Here is a 23653-nt window from a genome sequence, read left to right as displayed (position 1 = left end):
TTTTTCATCAGCTCAGGCAGTCGCTGCGGCGGGCGTTTGGTATTGATCCATCCAGCCCTGTATTCGCGCGATTTGATCGACACTTAGCCGCAAGCCCATCTTGTTTCTGCGCCAGACGACATCCTCGGCCGTGCGCGCGTATTCTTTGTCCATCAGCCACGCCAGTTCCCGCGCGGTCAGCGTCGCGCCAAAGTCCTCGCCCAGGTCCGATGCAGACTTGGCGTTACCCAAAATTGTTTTGGCCTCAGTGCCATAAGCCCGAACCAGACGCTCGGCCCAGACGCGATCCAGAAACACGTAGTCGACCAGAAGCGCGCCCACCAAATCCTGCACACCGTCTACAGGAAAATCCCCGCCTGGAAGAGAAACGCCCGCCGTCCAGGGACCGGGAAGATCGGGGAAATGCTCGGCCACTTTGCCCATCGCACTTTCGGCAAGACGCCGATAGGTGGTGATTTTGCCGCCAAAGACATTCAGCACAGGCGCCCCACCTTGCGCGTCAACTTTCAGCGTATAATCGCGCGTCGCTGCAGTGGCGCTGCTGGCCCCGTCGTCATACAGCGGGCGTACCCCGGAATAGGTCCACACGATGTCATCGCGCGTGACCGGTTTTTGGAAGTACTTCGAGGCAAATGCGCACAGATAATCCTGCTCTGCCTCGGTACAGGTCGGGGGTTCTGCGGGGTCCGGGTGATCCTGGTCTGTTGTGCCGATCAGCGTAAAGTCGCGCTCATACGGAATGGCGAAAATGATGCGGCCATCTTCACCCTGAAAGAAATAGCATTTGTCATGATCGTAAAGCTTGGGTGTCACGATATGGCTGCCTCGCACCAGTCGCACACCTTCACGAGAGTTGATGTGGATTTTGGTCTGGATGATATCACCAACCCAAGGCCCCCCAGCGTTGATCAGCATTTTGGCCTGCACCACATGCGTTTCGCCGCTCTGCTTATCGCGCATGGTGATCTCCCACAGATCATCAACACGTTTGGCCGCCAGAACTTCGGTCCGTACCAGAATATTCGCCCCACGTGCCTCAGCATCGCGGGCGTTCAGCACCACCAGCCGGGAATCCTCGATCCAGCAGTCGGAATATTCGTAGGCTGTGTGAAACTTGTCCTGCAGCGGCCCGCCTTCAGGCGCGCTTCGCAGATCCAGTGAGCTTGTCCCCGGCAGGATTTTACGCCCACCCAGATTGTCATACAGGAACAAACCCAAACGGATCAGCCACGCCGGACGTCGTCCCCGCATCCACGGCATAACTGTGCTGAGCAGTCGCGAGGTGGGCGTTTCAGAATCGAACCGCATATCTTTGTGATACGGCAGAACAAAGCGCATCGGCCAGCTGATGTGCGGCATTGCCCGCAACAGTGTTTCTCGTTCGATCAGCGCCTCGCGCACCAGACGGAATTCGAAATACTCCAGATACCGCAAGCCGCCATGAAACAGCTTGGTCGACGCCGATGACGTTGCCGACGCAAGATCGTTCATCTCGGCCAATGTCACGGACAACCCGCGCCCGGATGCATCGCGCGCGATCCCGCACCCATTGATCCCGCCGCCAATGATGAAAAGGTCCGTGACCTTACCCGTGTTCCGTTCCATGTCCGGATGATTCTCTTTGTTGGAAAAACCGAGGTCATTAACCCGACAGAAGCGCGTTTCGTCAACGCTTATATTCGTTTTTTTTCGCTTTTCAGCTATATACGAAGATGTTTGTTACGTCCCGCCCAACGAAACTCTTGGAAAAACCAAAATATTAGAACAAAAACGAACACACTTACCGCTTCGGAGCCAACCATGTCCCTATCCTTTCGTCAGTCCGACATTCTGAACATCGCAAGGCTGGATGGTCGTGTGATGGTGGATGACTTGGCAGCGCGGTTTGGGGTTACGGTTCAAACCATTCGCCGAGACCTTTCGGAACTATCGGATATGGGGAAGCTGGACCGGGTTCATGGCGGGGCAGTCATACGCTCGGGCGTTTCGAATATCGGCTATGAGGATCGACGCGCCCTGAACGAAGAAGCGAAGGCGCGTATTGCCTCGGCCTGTGCCCAAGACATTCCGGATGGCGCGTCTGTTTTTATGAACATTGGCACCTCGACCGAAGCTGTCGCGCGCCAGTTGGTTAATCACAAGGACCTGATGGTCGTCACCAACAACATGAACGTCGCCAACATTCTGGCAGAGAATGCCGACTGCGAAATCGTCGTTGCGGGCGGTGTCCTGCGCAGGTCAGATGGCGGACTGGTGGGCAACCTGACGGTCTCGACCATTCGGCAATTCAAGTTCGACTACGCGGTAATCGGTTGCTCGGCACTGGATGCTGACGGCGATTTGCTGGATTTCGACTTTCAAGAGGTCCAGGTCAGCCAGACGATTCTGGCCCAGACACGGCGCACCTTTCTTGTGGCCGATCACTCAAAATTTCAGCGTGCAGCCCCCGCGCGCATCACCTCATTGGCCGAAATCGACACGCTCTACACCGACCAGCCTTTGCCGGATCGTCTCAGCAAGCGGTGTCAGGAGTGGAACACCAACCTGCGTGTATGCCGATAACCCTCTAAGTGGTTCCCTTAAAAGGAGAACCTGCGAGACTTTCCTTGCCAGGCCCGCCCGCGCCTGACAGTATCGCGGTATTGCGATCGTTGCACGGAATGGGAGAACCGGGCCATGATAGCGCTTTTATTTGCGTTACTTACAGCCACCATGGGGCTGAATTATTTTCGACTAAGGACTGCAGCCAATGTGCTGTTCTTTTTCACGCTGGCGTTGAGTGTGTATTGGCTGAAATTCCATGCCACCAGCCAACTGACCATCCAGTTGTAGGGGGCGATGATGACACCAGAATTGTCCCGAAGCCTGAATGCCATAGGCATGCTGGCCGTCAGCCTCGTGCTGCTGTTGGCCTTTGTCTACCAGCTGACACTTTACGAACTGCCCTGCCCGCTTTGCCTGCTGCAGCGCGTTGGCTTTGTCGCGGTGGGGGTTGGTCTGGGGCTGAACCTGCTATACGGCGCCCGACCGCAGCACTACGCGTTGATGTTGATCGCGGCGCTTTACGGCGGCAGCGTTTCTGTGCGCCAGATTCTTCTGCATATCGTGCCAGGCACCGGTCACTACGGCTCGCCCGTGTTGGGGCTGCATTACTACACCTGGGCCGCGATCTGCTTTTTCCTGATCCTGCTGGGCACCGCGATCATGTTGCTGTTTGATCGCCAATATGCCGACGATATGTCAGATCAGCCCCGGTTCGGTGGAAGCTCACTGGCCAAGGTGGCGTTTTTTGTCATGCTTGGCTTGGCGGTTCTGAATGCCGGATCGACACTGCTTGAATGTGGTCCAGGCATTTGCGCCGACCCGCCAACCAGCTACAAAGTGATTGACGAACTGGGCACCAACAACTGAGGATGGGGAAACCTTCCCGAACGGAGGCACGAAGATGGGGCTACTTGGGCAGCCGCTTGGCTACTATGACTATCTGACATTTGTTGCGCTGATTTTGCTGCTGGCTGCCGTCATGGCGCTGTTTCTATTTGTGATGGGACTACCGGGCCGGATTGCGATCAAGCGCAACCACCCTCATGCCGAGGCTATCAAGATCATGGGATGGATGGGGTTTCTCGCCATCGTGCCTTGGGTTCATGCTTTCATCTGGGCATTCCACGACGGCACGGTGGTCGATATCCGCCGCATGCCCGATGACGAGCGCGAAGCAGTTCGCAAAGAAATCAAGCGCTTGGGCGGTGAGTTGACGGAAGAATACCGAGACCCGTTAGACCCGGAAGAGACGAAAAAGAGCTAAGGCCAAAGGAAACTACAAAATATGTTTGTCGCCCTCGGCATTACGCTTTTCTACATCATTTTTGTCTGGCTGATCTTCTTCAAGTTCCAGTGGCTGAAGTTCAATATCATGTGGGGCATCGTATCCTTCTGGGTCGGTGCGCACCTGCTGTTGATCTTTCTGGTCGCCCTGCGGTTTTTCCAGCCGTTTTCCATAGACAGCCACGTGGTCCGTTCCACCATCCAGATCGTGCCCCGTCTGACGGAACCAACGATCCTGACCGAGGTGCTGGTTGAACCCAATACCGAGGTCAAGAAGGGGGATCCGCTATATCGATTTGATGACACCGTATTCGCGCTGGAGGTTGAAGAAGCCACGGCGCAACTGGTCGCGGCCGAGCAGAATGCCAAAATCCTAGAACAAGACGTTATTGCCGCGGCAGAAGCAATTGAGCGGGCCAACGCGCAGCTTGCCTATGCACAGACGCAGCAAGCGCGATACGAAAACCTTGTACCCGCTGGCGGCGCGCGTCAGGACGAACTGGATCGTTGGAACGAACAAGTCACCGAGGATCAGGCGCAGGTCAAGGAGGCCACAGCCAATCTGGAAAAGGCGCAGCTTGCACTGGCTTCTCAGATTGACGGCGTGAACACCGGCATCCTTCAAGCTCAGGCGCAGTTGGACAAGGCCCAGTATTTCTTGGACAACACAACGATATATGCCCCCGAAGACGGCATGATTGTATCTCAGCAGGCGCGCCCCGGTCTGGTCGTAGGTGACATCCGTTTGGGTGCCATCGCCAGCTTTGTCACCAAGGATAACCCTTACATTTTGGCAACCTACCGACAGCAGAACCTGAAATTCGTCGAAGTCGGTCAACCCGTTGAAGTCGCTCTTGATCTGTATCCGGGTGAAATTCTAACCGGCAAGGTCGAAGCGATCTGGTGGGCCACGCGCCAGGGACAGTACCTGCCGTCAGGCCGTCTGCCCGGCTTTGAGCTGCCAAAACTGCCCGGACGCATCGCGGTGCAGATTTCGGTCGACATACCCGATGGCCACACCTTCCCCGCCGGTGGTCACGCTGCTGTGGCAATCTACACCGGTCAGGGCAAAAGCTTTGAATTCCTGCGGCGGATCAACATTCGGCTGTACTCCTTCGCCAACTTCATTCGACCATTGGATATCTAAGGACGCTTATGATGACCCGGGCCAGACTTCACCGCCGACTGATGGGTACAGCCCTGTGCGCCGTGCTTTTGGTCGGTTGCGCGCCAGTTGGCCCGGATTTCGTGCGTCCCAACTCTCCGGTCGTGAAACAGTGGATTGAAGTCAACAGCCCTAGTGCAGGCCAAAGCGGCCTGACCTCGCGCAGCGCTCCTGTGGTGAAGTGGTGGGAGACTTTCAACGATCCGACCCTGAACAAGCTGATCGCCGAGGCCTATGCTCAGAACCTTGATCTGCAGGTGGCAGGTGCCCGCGTCCTGCAGGCGCGCGCGCAACTGGGCATCGCATTTGGCGAGCTTTATCCGCAATCACAGGCCATCGGTGCATCCATCGAACGCCGTCAGGTCAGCGACAACCTCGGACCGATCTCCGATATCCGTCGGATTATCCCGTTGGATACCGAGTTTTCGACCTCACAGGTCGGCTTTGATGCCCAGTGGGAGTTGGACGTCTGGGGACAGCAACGCCGCGGCGTTCAGGCGGCGCGGTCCAATCTGGCGTTGCAGGTGGCAAACTACGACGATGCGCTGGTGACGCTGACCGGCGATGTCGCGGCGCTCTATGTCAACATCCGTGCCTTGCAGGAGTCGTTGGCGGTCGCGCGTGAAAACATAAAGCTGCAACAGGACTCCGCCGACCTGACCGAGTTGCGGTTCAACAACGGCGTGACAACGGAATTGGACGTTCAGGAATCACTGGCCCTGCTGAACAACACCAAGGCATTGGTCCCAGAGATCGAAAGTGATCTTCAGCAAGCCAAGAATGCTTTGGCGGTGCTACTGGGGACCACGCCGTCCCGCATGACCGGCCTTCTGGGCAATTCTGGACGTATTCCTTCTGCGCGAACGAATGTGTCCGTGGGTGTCCCGGCCGAGCTATTGCGACGTCGTCCGGACGTACGCGCGGCCGAGTTGGCGGCGGCCACGCAATCTGCGCAAGTCGGGATCGCCTTGGCCGACCTTTACCCGCAATTCATCTTGTCTGGCGCAATTGGCCTGCAAGCGTCAGGCGGGCAGGATCTGTTTTCCTCAGGCAGCAACACCGGGCTGGCAAATGCCGGAGTGGTCTGGAACGTGCTGAACTATGGCCGGATCAAGAACAACGTGCGTGCGCAGGATGCGGCCTATCAGGCGCTGATCGCCAACTACCAGAACACAGTTCTTACCGCCTATTCCGAAGTTGAAAGCGCGATGGTGGCTTATGCGCAGTCCCGCAAGCAGGTCGGGTTCTATGAAAACAGCGTAGCCGCGTCGCGCAAGGCGGCGGAAATCGCCATTGATCAGTACCGGGACGGCATCGCCAGCTATTCCCGAATTCTGAACACACAAACGGCTCTGCTGCGGTCGCAGGCGAACCTGATCCAGGCGCGCCAGCAGGTGTCCAGTAATCTGGTCGCTGTTTACAAGGGGTTGGGCGGTGGATGGCAGATCCGGCAGAATCAGGAATTCCTGCCCGAAACCGTTCTGGCCGAAATGGCGTACCGCACGGATTGGGGCGATCTGCTGGAGAAAACCCCGACCCGCGCTAGTTTGAACTGACCCTTACTTGGTTAGTCCACGCAGACCGCCCGAGATCAGGATGTTCACTTCGTACAGAATCCGAGGCGCTGCCAGACCACCGGGGCTGGCCAGATAGTTCGGGCTCCATTCCGGGTCGAACTTCTGCTTGAAAGACCGCAATCCTTCAAAGTGATAAAACTGCTCGCCGTGTTCATACACGAACCCGCCGACACGGTTCCAGAATGACGCCAGCTGCCGGTTCTCGATCCCTGAAAACGGTGCTGCACCCAATGAGAACCAATGGAACCCCTGCTCTGCCCCCCAGGTCATCATCTCGGCAAACAGCGCGTCCATGATAAAGTTCGAACCGTCAGGCTCATACCGCATCAGGTCCAGCGAGAGCTCGGACTTATGCCCACCCTGAAAGAGATTGGCAAAGGCCACGATCTTTCCGGTATCCGCTTTTTTCAAGACCGCAAAATCGAAGTAAGACAGGTACTCATCGTCAAACCCGCCCAACGCGAACCCCTTTTCCTCGCCCGCCTTGTGCTCCAACCAATCGTCCGAAATCTTGCGCAGTTCGGGTAACAAAGGGCCCACTTTGTCCTTGGGAATGACCTCGAACACATACCCTTCGCGTTCGGCCCGGTTCTTGGCCTGACGAAACCTTTTGCGGGATTTCCCGTCCAGCGAGAAATCTTTCAGAGGCACGCGCGCGACCTCTCCGATTTTCAGAATGGACAGGCCCAGATCCAGAAACGTCGGAAGGTACTTGGTCGAGACGCTGTAGAACGCGCACAACTTGCCTTCGCGATCCGCCATTTCACGCAGTTGCCAGATCAGTTGCTTTCCGGCTGTTTCATCGCCAACCGGTTCACCTTTAGTGATCAGCGCATTGCCCGTGTCGGCATAGGCAAGAAACGCGTCTTCGCCCGGCGAGATCAGAAATTGTTTGTCGCCAGTCAGTGAAATCTGCGCCTCGGTGTCTTCGCTTTCCATGACCAGGCGCTCAACAACTTCGGGGATTTCAGTCCGGACCGGTTCCGGAACTTCGCGCCCAAAGAGCGAGTTCACGGCTACCACGCCAAGGATAACCGCCACCACAAGACTGGAACGCAAAAAGCGCGAGGCGTCGCCGTTCCAAGCGAATTCCCACCACAAGGCGTTCTGATATTCGACATGCGAATAGGAAAACAGCCCGATCCAGAAGACGACCAGCAGCAAGGCGACTACGCTGACCAGCCACGGGATGTTCAGGCGGAAAATCGACGCCCCGCTCACCCGGTAAAACGCCCCGCGAAATGTGGCCAGCAAGCCGATCGTCGCCAACATGCTGATCGCCTCATGGGTATCGAGGCCCTTGGTCAGCGATGCGACGAACCCGGCAACCATCAGCAGCATGGCCACTATCCATGCGCGGTACAGCTTGCGGAACAGGCCGCGTGAGACAAGGATCAGTAGAACTCCGACAGCGCTTCCGGCAAGATGGGACGCTTCGACGAAGGACAAGGGCAGAAAGTCCCGTAATGCGCTAAGGTTCTGGCTACCTGCGGGCAGTGCCCCGGACACCAGCAGAATGACGCCCGCCACAGCTGCAACACCGGCCGCGACCATCGGCACAATCGGACGGATCACGCGGTAAACCCACGTGGCGGCTCCGCTGATGTGATGCCGGTGCGTAAGGGCCGAGGCCACCGCGATGGATAACGTCGCGATTGCAAACGGCAGGAAGGTATAGATCAACCGGTAAAGCAACAGGGCCGCGATCACGTCAGACCGACCCGAGGCCCCTAGCCCGGCGATCAGAGTCGCCTCGAACGCACCAATCCCGCCCGGAGCGTGGCTGAGGATTCCGACTGCAATTGCGCCAATGTAGATTGTGAAGAAGAACGGAAATCCGATCCCCAGATCATCCGGCATCAACACATACAGCGTCATTGATGCGCCAAACAGGTCACCCACCGCGGCCAGCGTCAGCAATCCGGGCAACTTGCCGCCCGGTAGGTTAAACCCCAATCCACCGGTGGCCAGCCTGCGCCCCCCCTTGGACAGCCAAATGAACAAGGTTGCAAAACCTACAAGCAGGCACAGCCCAATAACGGTTTCGACGGTGTCACTTATCGGCAGAACCTTGGACACCCCGTCTGGGTGAAAGGTCAGCAACCCGCCCAGCAGCAGAATGAAACCCGACCAAAATGCGATCCACGATGTGGCGATCACTCCTGCGACACGCCCTAGATCAAGGCCCAGAGACGCATAGATCCGGTACCGGATTGCCGTGCCGGTGATGTATGAAAAACCCAGGCAATTGGACACGGCATAACCGCAGGCTCCGGCCATACCGGCGACAGGCAAAGGGACTTCGCCGTCCGCGACGCTTTGCACGGCAAATACATCGTAGAGCGACAGTGACAAAAAGCTGACAGCCGTCCAGCACAGGGCGAAAAACATCAGCTTCCACGATGTGTTCGCGACGTCCGTTTTTACATCGGTCCATTTGACGTGCGAAGACAGCTCATGCAGCACGGTCAGAGCGATAAGGGTGACCAGAATCGGTATCGCGATCCTGACGAGGGGCTTTTCAAGAAATCCCGATACCCGCTCGGCCAGGCGCACAGCCCAGAGTTCTTCGGCGTTTTCATGAGTTGCCATGCTTTGTCCCTGCTCTCAGGCGCGATCACACTCTGCACGATCGAAACGCGCAGGCCGACTTTCGCACAATTTCGTTCAAGCTCAAAGCGCTACGGGCGTCAGACTCGACCTTTGCGCGTGGACAGCAACAGGTTAGTCTCGGACTTGGTTATCCCTTCCATGCGCCGGATCTGGAACAGAACCTCGTCCAGTTCGGCCAGGGTTTCTGTCCAGATTTCCGCGATCAGATCCCAACTTCCATTGGTGGAGTGCACGGCGCGCACCTGACGCATGGCAGCTACTCTGGCCATCGTACGCTCGGTCCCGCGGCCTTCGATTTCCAGCATCATCAATCCGCGCACCGGGCTTTGCGCCACATCCTGTCGGGTGAGAACAGTAAACCCAACAATCTCGCCGGATTGTTTGAGGCGTTGCAGGCGGCTGCGAACCGTAGTGCGCGTCACGCCTAGTGTTTCGGCGAGTTCGGACAGCGATGCCCGCGCATCTCGATGTAAGGCGCTGAGCAGCCTGCTATCCAAATCGTCCATGACTACTTCTCATTTCGTGTATCAGAATGCCATTTTGAACATTTTGCTGCCTTTCCGCAAGCCATCGCGAGTGGCTAGATAGTCATATGGTTATGGAAAACGTGATACTGGTCGGTGCACCGATGGATGCGGGCAAGCGTCGTCAGGGATGCCGCATGGGGCCGGATGCCTATCGGGTGGCCGGTCTGGAACAAGCTTTGACGGACCTCGGGCACCAAGTGACTGATGTCGGCAATGTCGACGCCGATCCGTCAGATGTTCCGGAACACCCTCACCTTGTAGCCCTGCCCGAATGCATCGGCTGGACCAGCGCACTCAGCCGCGCGGCACAGGAAACCGCGCCAAAGGGTCTACCGATTTTCATGGGCGGCGACCACGCTTTGTCCATGGGTACGGTTGCAGGCATGGCCGCGCACGCCGACCGGATCGGGCGACCGCTATTTGTACTTTGGCTCGATGCTCATAGCGATTTTCATACACCCGACAGCACCGGCAGCGGCAATCTTCACGGAACACCGGTCGCATATTTCACCGGGCAGCCGGGCTTTGACGCTTTCCCGGCCCTGCTCGCCCCGGTCCCGACAGATCGCGTGGGTATGATCGGCCTGCGTTCCGTGGACCCGGCCGAACGCGCACGACTGGAGCAGGATCAGGCCATGCTGGCAGACATGCGCAGCATTGACGAGCACGGCATCAAAACGCCTTTGATCGCGTTCCTCGACCGCGTTCGCGCAGCAAATGGTATTTTGCACGTGTCGCTTGATGTCGATTTTCTTGATCCCTCGATTGCTCCTGCCGTGGGCACCACCGTTCCCGGTGGCGCAACCGAACGCGAAGCCCATCTGGTGATGGAACTGCTGCACGAAAGCGGCCTTGTCTGTTCACTGGATCTGGTCGAGCTGAACCCGTTCCTGGATGAGCGTGGACGTACCGCAAAACTGATGGTCGATCTGGCGGCATCTCTGCTTGGCCGCCGCATCTTCGACCGCCCAACCCGGAGTTTCTGATGAATTCCCTTCAGTCACCCTCTGCCGTTGTCATGGTGCGCCCGCATGAGTTTATCTCGAACCCGGAAACCAGCCACGACAATGCATTTCAAACACTGGCGCATCAATCAGCCAAGGCGACTTCACAGGCCGCGCGCGAGGAACATGATCGCGCGGTAGAGCAACTGCGTCACGCCGGAATCACGGTTCATGTCTTTGACGATCACGGTCACAAAAACACGCCGGACAGTGTCTTTCCCAACAACTGGTTCTCGACTCATCCCGGTGGGCACGTGGCGATCTACCCGATGTTTGCGCCCTCGCGCCGACGCGAACGCCGCACAGATGTCATCGAATTGCTGAAACAGGAATACCGCGTTCAGGATGTGATCGACTATTCAGGACTGGAGCAAGATAACCTTGCGCTTGAAGGTACAGGAGCCATGGTTCTGGATCATGTCGGGCGCATTGCCTACACGGTCAAATCCAACCGTGCTGACCCCATTCTGTTGGAGCGGTTTTGCACGAACTTCAACTACGAACCCATTGCGTTCGAGGCGCAGGACGCCCAGGGCAGAGATGTCTATCACACCAATGTCCTGATGGGGATCGGCACGCATTATGCATTGATCTGTCTCGACATGATTACTGACCCGGATCGCCGCGCGACCGTTAAGGCGCGATTGGAAGAATCCGGCCGCACCGTTATCGACCTGTCGCATGACCAGATCGCGAATTTTGCTGGAAACACGATTGAGCTCAGCGGTCGTGATGGCCTTGTCCTGGCGCTCTCCAACCGCGCCAAGGGCGCGCTGACACCAGAACAGATCGGCATCATCGAACGCAGCGCCAGCCTGCTGCCCTTATCCGTTCCAACCATAGAAACAGCCGGAGGATCAGTACGTTGCATGATCGCCGGCATCCACCTTTCCCGCCGATAGGAGACCAAGATGCAACCTTCTGACAAGGCGCTTGTGCCCTTTGTATCCGTCGACAACATGATGCGGCTGGTGCACCATATCGGGCTTGAAAAGATGATCACTCAGATCGCAGCCCAGATCGAATCTGATTTCAAACGCTGGGAGAGTTTCGACAAGACGCCTCGCATCCCGGCCCACTCACCCCACGGCGTGATCGAACTGATGCCCACCTCGGATGGTGAGGCTTATGGGTTCAAATACGTCAATGGCCATCCCAAGAACACATCCGAGGGCCTGCAGACTGTGACCGCCTTTGGCCTGCTGGCCGATGTTTATACCGGCTACCCGACTCTGTTGACCGAGATGACGATGCTGACGGCGCTCCGCACGGCAGCAACGTCGGCGCTCGTAGGCAGCTATCTGGCTCCGAAATCTGCGCGTGTCATGGCAATGATAGGCAATGGGGCGCAGTCCGAATTCCAATGCCTGGCCTTCAAAGCGATGTGTGGCATAGACACCGTGCGCCTGTACGACGTTGACCATGCGGCGACCGAGAAATGTGCGGCGAACCTCAAGAACTCCGGACTGACGGTTGTGCTGTGCAAAACGCCCGAAGACGCCATCGAAGGCGCGCACATCATCACCACCTGCACGGCAGACAAGAAGTACGCAACGATCCTGACCGACAATATGGTTGGCCCGGGCGTGCATATCAACGCGATCGGCGGCGATTGCCCCGGCAAGACCGAACTGCATCGCGATATCCTGTTGCGGTCCGAGATCTTCGTTGAGTACCCCGAACAAACACGCATCGAGGGCGAGATTCAGGCGTTGGAAGATAACCACCCGGTGACCGAGATGTGGCAAGTCATGACCGGTCAGGCCGAAGGTCGACGCGATGATCGCCAGATCACCTTGTTCGACAGCGTTGGCTTCGCGATCGAAGATTTCTCGGCCCTGTGCTACATCCAGTCCGCCATCAAAGGCACTGATTTCTTTGAGCCTTTGGACATGCTGGCCGATCCGGATGATCCACGGGATCTGTATGGGATGCTGATGCGGGCAAGCTGAAGAACCCGCACTTCACGTCGACTAGCCCCCGGCTCACCACCGGGGGCTTTTTCTATCCGGCTAGCGACGGCAGGTAGAGAACGATTCCCGGAAACGCCACAAGCAGCGCGATTGTCACTCCGTCGGCGATGAAGAACGGGGTTACGCCTTTGAACACGTCCTGAACGCTCAAATCCGGGCGCACGCCTGCAACCACGAAACAGTTCAGACCAATAGGTGGGGTGATCAGGCAAAACTCGGCCATTTTCACCACCAGAATACCGAACCATATCGCACACATCGGACCTGACATGCCAAAGGCGCTTTCTGCGGCGCTGACGGTCTCGCCACCGTTCAGGGCCATAACCGCCGGATAGACCACTGGCAACGTCAGCAACAGCATCCCGATGGCGTCCATGAACATGCCCAAGACCGCATAGGCGAGCAGGATGCAGATCAGGATCAGCATCGGCGACATTTCCAACGAGGTGATCCAGTCCGAAAACGCACCCGGAAGATCGGCGAACCCCAGAAACCGCACGTAAATCAATACGCCCCAAATGATGGTAAAGATCATTGCGGTCAACTTGGCAGTTTCCAGAAGGGCAGACTTCAACTCGGGCCACCGCATCCCGTGGAACAGGGCAAAACAGAAGACGATGAAAGCACCGATTGCCCCGCCTTCGGTCGGTGTCCCCCAGGCTTTTTCTCCAAACGGGTTATAGACAAAGCAGATGATGATCAGGATCACCGCGACAATCGGAAACGCGCCCGGCAAGGACGCAAAACGTTGCTTCCATGTGAAGCCTGTGACCGGCGGACCGACGGTTTTGAACACAACCGCAATGCCGACAATCAGCAGGCCGTAAACAACAGCAGAGAATGCGCCGGGGATAAATCCGGCGAGCAGCAGCTTGCCGACATCCTGCTCGACGATTATCGCATAGATCACAAGGATCGCGGATGGTGGGATCAGTGATGCCAGTGTACCGCCTGCCGCGACTACTCCGGCCGCGAATTGCTTGTTGTAACCGACCTTCAGCATCTCGGGGATTGCGATCCGGGCGAACACGGCCGAGGTTGCGACCGACGCGCCGGAAACGGCAGCAAACCCGGCGGTGGCGAACACAGTCGAAACCGCCAGCCCCCCGGGAACCCACGCGACCCAACGCTTTGCGGCCTCGAACAGCGCGCGCGTCAGGCCTGCGTAGTAGGCCAGATAACCAATCAGGATGAAGGTGGGGATCAGGCTGAGCGTATGGGCCGCCACCTTTGAGTGCGGCACCTGCCCTGCGGTCTTAACAGCAACCGTAACCGCCTTGCCAAAGCGGTCCGGATCGTAGCCGAATTTGGCCCAGAAAATCCAAACCAGCCCGACAAGTCCCGCAAGACCCGCCGCAAAGGCCACGCGCATTCCGGTCACAACCAGAACCAGCAGGCCACCCGTGACCCACAGGCCAATCTCTATCGTGTCCATGTGCTAGTCCTGCCCTTCGAATTGCTCGGCCTCGGCAGCGGCCTGCGCGGCCGCATCCTGGATCAACGGTACGGCCACGGGACTTTCGGCGCCTACGATCAGCGCGCGCCCATATCCCCAGACCTGCAGCAACAGCCGCAGGCACAGCACCGAGAATGCCACAGGTGCTAGCAGCTTGGCTGGCCAGAGCGGGATACCGATATCGATCGAACTGTCCCGGCTCCACAATGGCGCGCCAAAATCGAATGAGCGGTCAAAGTGGGACCAACTGCCCCAGACCAGCGCCAGCATCAGTACCAGAATCAGAATGACTGAGATCAGCTCGAACAGCCAAAGTGCCCTCCCGTGCAGGCGCGAGATGACAATGTCCATCCGGATATGACCGCCATCGCGCTGAACATATGAAATGCCCAAAAACGCAATCAACGGCATCGCCTGTTCGATCCAGTCGACATAACCGGGCAAGGGCGCGTTGATCGCATTTCGCCCGCTAACCGAGACCACCGCCAAAACCATAAGCCCAAACACGGCGATACCGCTGATCAGAGCCAGAAAACGCTCTAACCTCAGCAATTTACGATCCAATGAACTAAGGAGGCTGCCGTCCTCAAGCACCGTGGCCTGTCCTGCCATTGCGGTGGTCCCCTGTATTTTAGTGGTGTCCGGGCGCCCCGATGGGCACCCGGATTTTGTGCTTAGTTGCCGCTACGCTGCTGTTCCAACGTGGATTGGACCAGGTCGTACAGGTCCTGCGCAGGCAGACCCTGAGCGGACATATCCGCGATCCACTGCTCGCGGATCGGATCAGCGGCCTTGGTACGGAACTCGGCGATCACGGCGTCGTCGATCTGTACCTTTTTGACGCCCTTTTCATCCAATACGCTGTCCCACTGTTCCAGCAGCGACCCATAATTGGCCAGATAATGATCAATCGCTTCGTCAATCGAGCTGTCCAGCGCCTCGCGATGTTCTGCGGGCAATGCCTCATAGGCGTCGATGTTGACCACGACCGGGCAGTTCACGGTGCCGGGGTTCAGGTTGGCCGTCCACCAATCCGCCTCGTTGATGGTGCCAAAGGACAGGTGCGCGTGCTGCGCAAAGGCAACCGTGTCAACGACGCCGGATTCCATCGCATTGAAAGCCTCGGTTGCAGGCACCGAAGTCGGCACTCCGCCAACCGCCTCAAAAGCCTTGCCCAGACCACCTGTGGCGCGGACGCGCATACCGTCGAATTCGGCAAGTTCATCCCGCGGATCGCCGGTTCCGACGATATTGTATTGCGGCATAGGTGACGTCATGATGATACGCGCATTCCACTGCGCCATCTCATCCTTGACGGCCGGGTGATCGTAAACCGCGTGGCTGACCGCCACTTCCTCATCCAGGTTGTTCACACCCAGGAACGGCAGTTCCAGAACTGTAATCGCGCGGTTTTTGTCACGATGGTAACCGGCACAGAACTGCGCCATCTCAAACGCGCCGATCTCGATTCCATCCAGATTTTCGCGCGGTTTGGACAGGCCGCCATAGCTGACATTGATGGTGAAATCGCCATTGGTTTTTTCACTGACCAGTTCAGCCAGTTTCTCGACATGCTCAGTGAACGCGCGGCGTTTGCCCCAGACAGAGGCATTCCATTCGGTTGCGGCTGCCTCGGACACGAAGGCAACGCACAAAGCGGCCACAGCTGAGCCGCTCAAAATCTTTTTCATATTGATTTCTCCCATTGCTGCACCCCCTTGCCGGGGCGCTTGCGATCAAAGCTAGCGCCAACATTTGAATGTGCCAACCCCCGGTCAGCAATCGCGGTCACTAAGGGACGAGGCGGTTATGCGCTAACAACTAAAAGATGAGTGTTAGATACAATTTACTTGGAACAGCACGCCCAAATTTCTGACGAAATTTCGTTACACTCAAAATCTTGATTACCCACATATTTTTTCACATAGTTTCAATTTGTTTACTAATCACCAGAATGGCATAAAAATTATTTACAAACTAATCGTGAAAAATCGGTAATTTATTTCCTTGTTTTCAGCTCTCCGTATTATTGCGTACAGGGAGGAAACGGATCGACATCGCCAGTTCAGCAGGCAAAATCGATCTGATTCAATATGGTCCAGAGGGAGGAGCCTCAGAATGACAACCGCTGCCAAGGCAGAAGCCAATACTTTTCCGCCGTCCGCCGAAACCGTTGCTCGCGCGCATGTAAATGCTGAAAAATACAATGAGATGTACACAGCCTCGATCAACGACCCCGTCGCGTTCTGGGACGAACAAGGCAAGCGGATCAACTGGATCAAGCCCTATACCCAAGTCAAAGACGTCAGCTATGATTTCGGCTCGGTCGGAATCAACTGGTATGCCGACGGCACATTGAACGTTTCGGCCAACTGCCTGGACCGGCATCTGGAAACCCGCGGCGATCAGACCGCGATCATCTGGGAGCCGGACGATCCGAATGATCAGGCGCAGCACATCACTTATGCTGAGCTGCATCGCCGCACCTGCCGGATGGCGAACATTCTGGAATCGATGGGTGTGCGCAAAGGCGACCGCGTCGTGATCTACATGCCAATGATCCCCGAGGCCGCCTATGCGATGCTGGCCTGCGCTCGGATTGGCGCAATCCACTCGATCGTTTTTGCGGGGTTTTCTCCGGACGCACTGGCAGCCCGCGTGAATGGCTGCGACGCGAAGGTCCTCATTACCGCTGACGAAGCGCCCCGTGGCGGTCGAAAGACCCCGTTGAAGTCCAATGCAGACGCCGCCCTGCTGCACTGCAAGGACACGGTGAAATGTCTGGTGGTCAAGCGCACAGGTGGTCAGACCACATGGATCGACGGTCGGGATTTCGACTACAATGAAATGGCGCTTGAGGCCGACGACTATTGCGCGCCTGCCGAGATGAACGCTGAGGATCCGCTGTTTATCCTCTACACGTCTGGTTCAACCGGACAGCCCAAAGGTGTCGTTCACACCACTGGTGGCTATCTGGTTTTTGCCTCGCTGACCCATGAGGTTACCTTCGATTACCACGAAGGCGATATCTACTGGTGCACGGCTGACGTGGGCTGGGTCACCGGGCACAGCTATATTGTCTATGGCCCGCTGGCCAACGGCGCGACCACGCTGATGTTTGAAGGCGTTCCCACCTATCCCGACGCGGGTCGTTTCTGGGAGGTCTGCGCCAAGCACAAGGTCAACCAATTCTACACGGCGCCGACCGCAATCCGCGCCCTGATGGGTCAGGGTAACGAGTGGGTAGAAAAGCACGACCTCAGCGATCTTCGCCTACTTGGCACCGTGGGCGAACCGATCAACCCCGAAGCCTGGAACTGGTATAACGAGGTAGTCGGCGGCGGACGCTGCCCCATCGTAGACACCTGGTGGCAGACCGAAACCGGCGGTCACCTGATGACCCCCCTGCCCGGCGCACATGCGATGAAGCCAGGCTCGGCCATGAAACCGTTCTTCGGCATTCAGCCCGTGGTTCTCGACCCTCAATCGGGCGTCGAAATCAATGGAAATGGTGTCGAAGGCGTCCTGTGCATCAGAGACAGCTGGCCCGGCCAGATGCGCACTGTCTGGGGCGATCACGAACGGTTCGAGAAGACCTATTTCTCAGACTACAAAGGTTACTATTTCACCGGTGACGGGTGTCGCCGGGACGAAGATGGTGACTATTGGATCACTGGCCGTGTTGACGATGTGATCAACGTCTCGGGTCACCGCATGGGCACGGCCGAGGTCGAAAGCGCTCTGGTTGCGCATGCCGCTGTGGCCGAGGCCGCTGTGGTTGGCTACCCACATGAAATCAAAGGACAAGGTATCTATTGCTATGTCACTTTGATGAATGACCGCGAGCCTTCGGACGAGCTGCTGAAAGAGCTGCGCACATGGGTTCGGACCGAGATCGGCCCGATTGCATCGCCTGACGTGATCCAATGGGCCCCCGGCCTGCCCAAGACCCGCTCGGGCAAGATCATGCGCCGTATCCTGCGCAAGATTGCCGAGAATGATTTTGGCTCGCTGGGCGACACCTCGACCCTTGCCGATCCGTCGGTCGTCGAAGACCTGATTGAAAACCGCGCAAACAAGTGAGGACGTGATGGACGCTGCCACGATCACCACACCCGCTGTTCTGATCCTTCTCGGCCCTCCGGGTGCCGGGAAGGGAACACAGGCCCGGATGCTTGAGGACAAGTTCGGCTTGGTTCAACTCAGCACAGGTGACCTGTTGCGTGCTGCTGTCGCCGCTGGGACCGAGGCCGGCAAAGCCGCGAAGGCCGTGATGGAAGCTGGTGATCTGGTCAGCGACGACATCGTCATTGCCATCCTTCGTGATCGCCTAGCTGAACCGGACTGCGCCAAGGGTGTCATCCTCGACGGTTTTCCGCGCACCACGGTTCAGGCCGAGGCGCTGGACGCGTTGCTGTCGGAGACAGGGCAAAGGATCAACGCCGCCATCAGCCTGGAGGTCGAGGATGGTGAAATGGTGATCCGTATCTCGGGTCGGTACACCTGCGCCGGTTGTGGCGAAGGGTTCCACGATACGTTCAAGGTCCCTGCCGTTGAAGGAAAATGCGACAAATGCGGCAGCACGGAATTCAAGCGTCGTGCCGATGACAACGCCGAAACCGTGGCCTCGCGGCTGGCGGCGTATCACACGCAAACCGCGCCGCTGATTACTTATTACCAAGACCATGGGGTTCTGAAAGGCCTGAACGCCATGGGCAATATCGATGACATCGCAGGCAATCTGGAACGGATCGTCAACGATGCCATGAGCTAAGGGAAGACGGCCTGCCCTGAATAAGGGCCCAATTCCTAAAGGAAAACTTCAATGGACCGCCCTGGCGGACCGGAGAAGTCTTGCCTGATGCCACGCGGGCATTCGGCATATCGAAAAGCGGCCCCGCGCGTTGGAGGTTTAGGACAACGGGTCGCCCATGGAGGAAGCGAAGGAGGAACCCGCAATGGCGGATCAAACAACCCACTCCGCGCAGACTGCCGAAGCCGACAAGGGCTATTGGCAGGCTAACCTGCGTCTCATCTACATCAGCCTTGTGATCTGGGCGCTGGTGTCTTTTGGATTCGGCATACTGCTGCGTCCGTTGCTGTCCGGCATCGCCGTCGGCGGCACTGATCTCGGCTTTTGGTTCGCTCAGCAGGGCTCGATCCTGGTCTTTCTGGTGCTGATCTTCAACTACGCCTGGCGCATGAACAAGCTGGACGCCGAATACGGCGTGGATGAGGAGTAAGCGGAATGGATCAGTTTACCATCAACCTGCTCTTTGTCGGCGCGTCATTTGCGCTGTACATCGGCATCGCGATCTGGGCCCGTGCGGGTTCCACGTCCGAGTTCTACGCCGCCGGTCGCGGCGTTCACCCGGTCACCAACGGTATGGCGACCGCGGCGGATTGGATGTCCGCGGCCTCGTTCATCTCGATGGCGGGCCTCATCGCCTTCACCGGCTATGACAACTCGACCTTCCTGATGGGTTGGACCGGTGGCTACGTGCTGCTGGCTCTGCTGCTTGCGCCCTATCTGCGTAAGTTCGGCAAGTACACTGTCTCGGAGTTCATCGGCGACCGTTTCTACAGCCAGACCGCACGCGTCGTTGCAGTGATCTGTCTGATCGTTGCGTCGGTGACCTACGTGATCGGTCAGATGACCGGCGTGGGCGTGGCTTTTGGCCGCTTCCTTGAAGTGTCGAACACTTCCGGTCTTCTGATCGGTGCCTGTGTTGTGTTTGCCTACGCGGTGTTCGGTGGGATGAAGGGCGTGACCTACACTCAGGTCGCTCAGTACTGCGTGCTGATCACCGCCTACACCATCCCGGCGATCTTCATCTCCCTGCAGCTGACCGGTACGCCGGTTCCGGCGCTGGGTCTGTTCAGCGACACTGCAAGTGGTGAGCCACTGCTGACCAAGTTGGATGCGATCGTAACCGAGCTGGGCTTTGCCGAGTATACCGCCCACCATTCGAACACGCTGAACATGGTTCTGTTCACGCTGTCGCTGATGATCGGTACCGCCGGTCTGCCGCACGTGATCATGCGCTTCTTCACCGTGCCGAAAGTGTCCGACGCCCGCTGGTCGGCTGGCTGGACGCTGGTCTTTATTGCGCTGCTATACCTGACCGCCCCTGCGGTTGGCGCAATGGCGCGTCTGAACATCACCGACATGATGTGGCCCAACGGTGGCATTGAAGGTGGCGCTGTTTCGGTCGAAGCGATCGATACCGATCCGCGCTATGACTGGATGCAGACCTGGCAGAAAACCGGTCTGCTGGACTGGGAAGACAAGAACGGCGACGGCAAGATCCAGTACTACAACGACAAGAATGCCGACATGCAGGCACTTGCCGAAGAAAAAGGCTGGGTTGGTAACGAGCTGACTAAGTTCAACCGTGACATCCTGGTTCTGGCAAACCCCGAGATCGCCAACCTGCCGGGTTGGGTGATCGGTCTGGTCGCTGCCGGTGGTCTTGCGGCTGCTCTGTCGACCGCTGCGGGTCTGTTGCTGGCGATCTCGTCGGCGGTGTCCCACGACCTTGTGAAAGGCGCGATCAACCCGCAGATCTCGGAAAAGGGAGAGCTGCTGGCGGCGCGGATCGCCATGGCCGTTGCCATCGTCGTTGCAACCTATCTGGGTCTGAACCCACCGGGCTTTGCAGCGCAAACCGTGGCCTTGGCCTTCGGTCTGGCGGCGGCCTCGATCTTCCCGGCGCTGATGATGGGGATCTTCTCGACCCGCATCAACAACACCGGCGCGGTTGCAGGTATGCTGGCCGGTCTGACCGTAACCCTGGTCTACATCTTCCTGCACAAGGGCTGGCTGTTCATTCCGGACACCAACTCGTTCACCGATGCTGATCCGCTGCTGGGTCCGATCAAGTCGACCTCGTTCGGCGCCATCGGTGCGATGATCAACTTCGGCGTTGCCTACGTCGTCGCCGGAATGACCAAAGAGACTCCGCCGGAGATCGTCGAATTGGTCGAAAGCGTGCGTATTCCCCGTGGCGCAGGCGCAGCTCAGAATAAATGAGCATGACGCGGTGCTTGGATACACTCCACGTGCCGCGTCTTTCGACCGACTATTCCCGCCCGGCACTGTACCGGGCGGGACTTTTAAACTAGGAACCAAGGAGTGATTTATGCCTCTGTCCCATGACGAAATCACCCGGTTTCTGAAATCCGTTCATCCTTATGACGCCCTGCCACCGGAAACTCTCGATCAGATCGCCCGACAGATCGAGGTTTGGGAGGTAGAGGAGGATTTTCCGGTCTACGAACTTGGGCACACCCTGCCCGGCGTTTTTGTGATCTATGAGGGGCAAGTTGAAATCACCGATGAGAACGACGCTGTGGTGTCTCATCTTGGTCTGCGTAACTCGTTTGGTGAGCGCGGCCTGCTAAAAGACGGCAAGGCCGCAACCAGGGCACGGGCGCATACGCCGTCGGTTCTGTTGGTCCTGCCGCCAGATCTAGTGCGCGAGTTGATCAATGGGCACGACGTCGTTTCGAAATTCTTTAACCGGACCCGATCGAACCGTTCCGGACCTCAGAGCTTGGCAACCAGCGCAATTGACGTTCTGATGGCACATAACCCCGCGACGTGCTCGCCGGGCACGCCGGTTCAAGCAGCCGCAACGATCATGCGTGACAAGCACATTTCATCCTTGTGCATCACCGAAGCGGATAACCTGCTGGGCATCGCCACCTTGCGCGATATCTCGGGCAAATACGTGGCCAATGGCATGCCCGCGGACACACCCGTTTCAGCGATCATGACGGCAGATCCGATCACCCTATCTGCATCCGATATCGGCTCGGACGTTTTGCACGTGATGATGGAACGCGGGATCGGACACATCCCGATCACTGAGGGCGGACGCCTTGTCGGCATCGTGACGCAAACGGACCTGACGCACTATCAGGCCGTGAATTCTGCCGAACTTGTCCGCCGGATTGCTCAAGCGGACTCGGCGGATCAAATGGCGGCAGTGACCGCTGAAATCCCGCAACTCTTGGTACAACTGGTGGCCGCTGGAAATCGGCACGAGATCGTCACCCGCCTGATCACCGACATTGCCGATACCGCAACGCGCCGGTTGTTGGCATTGGCCGAGGATAAGCTGGGCCCGCCGCCCGTTCCCTATCTATGGCTGGCTTGCGGCTCGCAAGGTCGGCAGGAGCAGACCGGTGTTTCCGATCAGGACAACTGCCTGATGTTGGATGACGGCGTGACTGACGCCGATATGAACTACTTCGCGGAGCTTGCGAAATTTGTCTCGGATGGACTGGATGTCTGCGGTTATTATTATTGCCCCGGCGATATGATGGCGACCAATCCACGATGGTGTCAGCCCGTCCGTGTCTGGCGCGATTATTTCAGTGGCTGGATCGCCAAACCGAATCCTGAGGCCCAGATGCTGGCCTCGGTCATGTTCGATCTGCGCCCGATTGGCGGGGCCTTCCATCTGTTCGACGATCTGCAGGCTGAAACGCTGTCAGCCGCCAACGCAAACTCGATCTTTGTCGCGCATATGATCTCGAATGCGCTGAAGCACACCCCTCCGCTGGGTCTGTTGCGCGGGTTTGCGACCATCCGGTCCGGCGAGCATCGCAATACGCTGGACCTGAAACACAACGGAGTGGTCCCTGTCGTTGACCTTGCACGCATCTACAGCCTTCAGGGCCAACTGACCGAAGCCAACACAAGGGCGCGCCTGAAAGCAGCTGCATCTGGCGGAATCCTCAGCCCATCGGGAGCGCGTGATTTGCTGGATGCGTATGATTTGATCGCAGAAACCCGACTTGAGCATCAGGTCAGACTTGTGAAGGGCGATCAAAAGCCGGACAATTTCCTGCCGCCCTCAGACCTGTCTGATTTTGAGCGGAGCCATCTTCGGGATGCGTTCGTTGTGGTAAAAACCATGCAATCGGCAGTTGGTCACGGCAAAGGAATGCTGGGCTAAAGCGGCAGACATACGGAGAGACACATGTTTCTGGAACTGATCGGCACCATATTTGCAGGATTTGCATTTGCGGGCATCATAATGGTGCTGAACAAACTGACCGGTGGCCGCCTGCCCCGCTGGATGACACCTGTGGCCGCTGGTCTGGGTATGATCGCTATGACGATCACCAGCGAGTATTCCTGGTATGACCGCACGCGCGATACCCTTCCCGATGGCATGACCGTCATACAAGAGGTTGAAAGCCGCGCCTTCTATCGCCCATGGACCTATGCCGTGCCCTTCGTCGATCGATTTGCCGCAATCGATGCCGGTTCCGTTCGCACCAACGAACAGGTTCCCGAACAGCGACTGGTAGAGCTGTACCTCTTTGGTCGCTGGGCTCCTGTTTCGAAGCTACCAGTAGTCGTCAACTGCAAAGAGTTCAGCCGCGCCAACCTTGCAGACGGGGCGCAATTCGCGGATGACGGCCGGTTGCTGAACGCCGACTGGATTGACGTCACCGCGAACGACCCGATCGTCGAGGCAACCTGCGGAGTGTAAC

General features: G+C 57.7%; 21 protein-coding genes. 15 read left to right on the top strand and 6 right to left on the bottom strand.

Annotation, left to right across the window (positions count from 1 at the left end; translation table 11 throughout):
• Window positions 1–12: 12 nt before the first annotated feature.
• Complete coding sequence (gene glpD / locus GOW16_RS07165) at window positions 13–1605, bottom strand: glycerol-3-phosphate dehydrogenase (RefSeq protein WP_170412454.1); 1593 nt, start codon at window positions 1603–1605, stop codon at window positions 13–15.
• Between the two features lie 195 nt (window positions 1606–1800).
• On the opposite strand from glpD, the gene GOW16_RS07160 reads away from it, so the two are divergent.
• From GOW16_RS07160 to GOW16_RS07140, 6 genes are all read left to right on the top strand, one after another.
• On the top strand, window positions 1801–2562 hold the full coding sequence (locus GOW16_RS07160; protein WP_170412451.1) for a DeoR/GlpR family DNA-binding transcription regulator: 762 nt from the start codon (window positions 1801–1803) through the stop codon (window positions 2560–2562).
• A 114-nt stretch (window positions 2563–2676) separates the two neighbouring features.
• The gene (locus GOW16_RS22750) at window positions 2677–2832 is read left to right on the top strand and encodes a DUF5993 family protein (protein ID WP_302478052.1); all 156 of its coding nucleotides are present in this window, start codon (window positions 2677–2679) and stop codon (window positions 2830–2832) included.
• 9 nt (window positions 2833–2841) lie between these two features.
• Complete coding sequence (locus tag GOW16_RS07155) at window positions 2842–3411, top strand: disulfide bond formation protein B (protein WP_170412448.1); 570 nt, start codon at window positions 2842–2844, stop codon at window positions 3409–3411.
• Between the two features lie 34 nt (window positions 3412–3445).
• Window positions 3446–3808: a DUF3302 domain-containing protein gene (locus tag GOW16_RS07150; protein WP_058273813.1), complete on the top strand. Its 363-nt coding sequence runs from the start codon at window positions 3446–3448 to the stop codon at window positions 3806–3808.
• A gap of 21 nt (window positions 3809–3829) precedes the next feature.
• Entirely contained in the window at window positions 3830–4975 is a 1146-nt protein-coding gene (locus tag GOW16_RS07145; RefSeq protein ID WP_170412445.1) for an HlyD family secretion protein, read from the top strand.
• 11 nt (window positions 4976–4986) lie between these two features.
• The gene (locus tag GOW16_RS07140) at window positions 4987–6549 is read left to right on the top strand and encodes an efflux transporter outer membrane subunit (RefSeq protein WP_170412442.1); all 1563 of its coding nucleotides are present in this window, start codon (window positions 4987–4989) and stop codon (window positions 6547–6549) included.
• A gap of 3 nt (window positions 6550–6552) precedes the next feature.
• Here GOW16_RS07140 and mprF read toward each other — a convergent pair whose 3' ends face one another.
• Together mprF and GOW16_RS07130 are read right to left on the bottom strand one after the other, a co-directional pair.
• On the bottom strand, window positions 6553–9162 hold the full coding sequence (mprF, locus tag GOW16_RS07135; protein ID WP_170412439.1) for a bifunctional lysylphosphatidylglycerol flippase/synthetase MprF: 2610 nt from the start codon (window positions 9160–9162) through the stop codon (window positions 6553–6555).
• Between the two features lie 98 nt (window positions 9163–9260).
• Window positions 9261–9689: an Lrp/AsnC family transcriptional regulator gene (locus GOW16_RS07130; protein ID WP_170412437.1), complete on the bottom strand. Its 429-nt coding sequence runs from the start codon at window positions 9687–9689 to the stop codon at window positions 9261–9263.
• 86 nt (window positions 9690–9775) lie between these two features.
• Between GOW16_RS07130 and rocF the strand changes: the two genes are divergently transcribed.
• The 3 genes from rocF to GOW16_RS07115 are packed head-to-tail and all read left to right on the top strand — an operon-like array spanning window position 9776 to window position 12666.
• Window positions 9776–10696, top strand: coding sequence for an arginase (gene rocF, locus GOW16_RS07125; RefSeq protein WP_170412435.1), 921 nt, complete (start codon window positions 9776–9778; stop codon window positions 10694–10696).
• Entirely contained in the window at window positions 10696–11616 is a 921-nt protein-coding gene (ctlX, locus tag GOW16_RS07120; protein ID WP_170412433.1) for a citrulline utilization hydrolase CtlX, read from the top strand. The genes rocF and ctlX overlap by 1 nt, the downstream gene beginning before the upstream one ends.
• A gap of 9 nt (window positions 11617–11625) precedes the next feature.
• Window positions 11626–12666, top strand: coding sequence for an ornithine cyclodeaminase (locus tag GOW16_RS07115; protein ID WP_170412431.1), 1041 nt, complete (start codon window positions 11626–11628; stop codon window positions 12664–12666).
• A 52-nt stretch (window positions 12667–12718) separates the two neighbouring features.
• On the opposite strand, the gene GOW16_RS07110 is transcribed toward GOW16_RS07115, so the two are convergent.
• The 3 genes from GOW16_RS07110 to GOW16_RS07100 all read right to left on the bottom strand — a co-directional run bounded on the left by GOW16_RS07110 (window position 12719) and on the right by GOW16_RS07100 (window position 15834).
• Window positions 12719–14122 (bottom strand): TRAP transporter large permease, encoded by a 1404-nt coding sequence (locus GOW16_RS07110; RefSeq protein WP_170412429.1) that lies wholly within the window; start codon window positions 14120–14122, stop codon window positions 12719–12721.
• Window positions 14123–14125: 3 nt separating this feature from the next.
• Window positions 14126–14755 (bottom strand): TRAP transporter small permease subunit, encoded by a 630-nt coding sequence (locus GOW16_RS07105; RefSeq protein WP_170412427.1) that lies wholly within the window; start codon window positions 14753–14755, stop codon window positions 14126–14128.
• A 62-nt stretch (window positions 14756–14817) separates the two neighbouring features.
• Window positions 14818–15834, bottom strand: a complete 1017-nt coding sequence (locus GOW16_RS07100; RefSeq protein WP_170412424.1) for a C4-dicarboxylate TRAP transporter substrate-binding protein — start codon at window positions 15832–15834, stop codon at window positions 14818–14820.
• Between the two features lie 427 nt (window positions 15835–16261).
• On the opposite strand from GOW16_RS07100, the gene acs reads away from it, so the two are divergent.
• The 6 genes from acs to GOW16_RS07070 all read left to right on the top strand — a co-directional run bounded on the left by acs (window position 16262) and on the right by GOW16_RS07070 (window position 23652).
• Window positions 16262–18226: an acetate--CoA ligase gene (gene acs, locus GOW16_RS07095; RefSeq protein ID WP_170412421.1), complete on the top strand. Its 1965-nt coding sequence runs from the start codon at window positions 16262–16264 to the stop codon at window positions 18224–18226.
• 7 nt (window positions 18227–18233) lie between these two features.
• A complete protein-coding gene (locus GOW16_RS07090; protein ID WP_170412418.1) occupies window positions 18234–18917 on the top strand; it encodes an adenylate kinase in 684 nt (227 codons plus the stop codon).
• Window positions 18918–19101: 184 nt separating this feature from the next.
• Window positions 19102–19386, top strand: a complete 285-nt coding sequence (locus GOW16_RS07085) for a DUF4212 domain-containing protein (RefSeq protein WP_170412414.1) — start codon at window positions 19102–19104, stop codon at window positions 19384–19386.
• A 5-nt stretch (window positions 19387–19391) separates the two neighbouring features.
• On the top strand, window positions 19392–21176 hold the full coding sequence (locus GOW16_RS07080) for a sodium:solute symporter family protein (RefSeq protein WP_170412411.1): 1785 nt from the start codon (window positions 19392–19394) through the stop codon (window positions 21174–21176).
• 109 nt (window positions 21177–21285) lie between these two features.
• Window positions 21286–23109: a DUF294 nucleotidyltransferase-like domain-containing protein gene (locus tag GOW16_RS07075; protein WP_170412409.1), complete on the top strand. Its 1824-nt coding sequence runs from the start codon at window positions 21286–21288 to the stop codon at window positions 23107–23109.
• A 24-nt stretch (window positions 23110–23133) separates the two neighbouring features.
• Window positions 23134–23652: a hypothetical protein gene (locus GOW16_RS07070; protein ID WP_170412405.1), complete on the top strand. Its 519-nt coding sequence runs from the start codon at window positions 23134–23136 to the stop codon at window positions 23650–23652.
• The last annotated feature ends 1 nt before the right edge of the window (window position 23653 follow it).

Origin of the sequence: Ruegeria atlantica (genome assembly GCF_013033965.1) — a bacterium.
Taxonomy (GTDB): Bacteria; Pseudomonadota; Alphaproteobacteria; order Rhodobacterales; family Rhodobacteraceae; genus Ruegeria; species Ruegeria atlantica_D.
Note: the sequence above shows the minus strand (reverse complement) of the source record. Positions and strands in the feature narration are given on the sequence as shown.

Coding starts and splice junctions, on each gene's coding strand:
- GOW16_RS07130 (WP_170412437.1), bottom strand. CDS start 9,689: ATGGACGATTTGGATAGCAGGCTGCTCAGCGCCTTACATCGAGATGCG.
- GOW16_RS07070 (WP_170412405.1), top strand. CDS start 23,134: ATGTTTCTGGAACTGATCGGCACCATATTTGCAGGATTTGCATTTGCG.
- GOW16_RS07075 (WP_170412409.1), top strand. CDS start 21,286: ATGCCTCTGTCCCATGACGAAATCACCCGGTTTCTGAAATCCGTTCAT.
- acs (WP_170412421.1), top strand. CDS start 16,262: ATGACAACCGCTGCCAAGGCAGAAGCCAATACTTTTCCGCCGTCCGCC.
- GOW16_RS07140 (WP_170412442.1), top strand. CDS start 4,987: ATGACCCGGGCCAGACTTCACCGCCGACTGATGGGTACAGCCCTGTGC.
- glpD (WP_170412454.1), bottom strand. CDS start 1,605: ATGGAACGGAACACGGGTAAGGTCACGGACCTTTTCATCATTGGCGGC.
- GOW16_RS07110 (WP_170412429.1), bottom strand. CDS start 14,122: ATGGACACGATAGAGATTGGCCTGTGGGTCACGGGTGGCCTGCTGGTT.
- GOW16_RS07155 (WP_170412448.1), top strand. CDS start 2,842: ATGACACCAGAATTGTCCCGAAGCCTGAATGCCATAGGCATGCTGGCC.
- GOW16_RS07115 (WP_170412431.1), top strand. CDS start 11,626: ATGCAACCTTCTGACAAGGCGCTTGTGCCCTTTGTATCCGTCGACAAC.
- GOW16_RS07085 (WP_170412414.1), top strand. CDS start 19,102: ATGGCGGATCAAACAACCCACTCCGCGCAGACTGCCGAAGCCGACAAG.
- GOW16_RS07105 (WP_170412427.1), bottom strand. CDS start 14,755: ATGGCAGGACAGGCCACGGTGCTTGAGGACGGCAGCCTCCTTAGTTCA.
- ctlX (WP_170412433.1), top strand. CDS start 10,696: ATGAATTCCCTTCAGTCACCCTCTGCCGTTGTCATGGTGCGCCCGCAT.
- GOW16_RS07160 (WP_170412451.1), top strand. CDS start 1,801: ATGTCCCTATCCTTTCGTCAGTCCGACATTCTGAACATCGCAAGGCTG.
- GOW16_RS07145 (WP_170412445.1), top strand. CDS start 3,830: ATGTTTGTCGCCCTCGGCATTACGCTTTTCTACATCATTTTTGTCTGG.
- GOW16_RS07080 (WP_170412411.1), top strand. CDS start 19,392: ATGGATCAGTTTACCATCAACCTGCTCTTTGTCGGCGCGTCATTTGCG.
- GOW16_RS07150 (WP_058273813.1), top strand. CDS start 3,446: ATGGGGCTACTTGGGCAGCCGCTTGGCTACTATGACTATCTGACATTT.
- GOW16_RS22750 (WP_302478052.1), top strand. CDS start 2,677: ATGATAGCGCTTTTATTTGCGTTACTTACAGCCACCATGGGGCTGAAT.
- mprF (WP_170412439.1), bottom strand. CDS start 9,162: ATGGCAACTCATGAAAACGCCGAAGAACTCTGGGCTGTGCGCCTGGCC.
- GOW16_RS07090 (WP_170412418.1), top strand. CDS start 18,234: ATGGACGCTGCCACGATCACCACACCCGCTGTTCTGATCCTTCTCGGC.
- GOW16_RS07100 (WP_170412424.1), bottom strand. CDS start 15,834: ATGAAAAAGATTTTGAGCGGCTCAGCTGTGGCCGCTTTGTGCGTTGCC.
- rocF (WP_170412435.1), top strand. CDS start 9,776: ATGGTTATGGAAAACGTGATACTGGTCGGTGCACCGATGGATGCGGGC.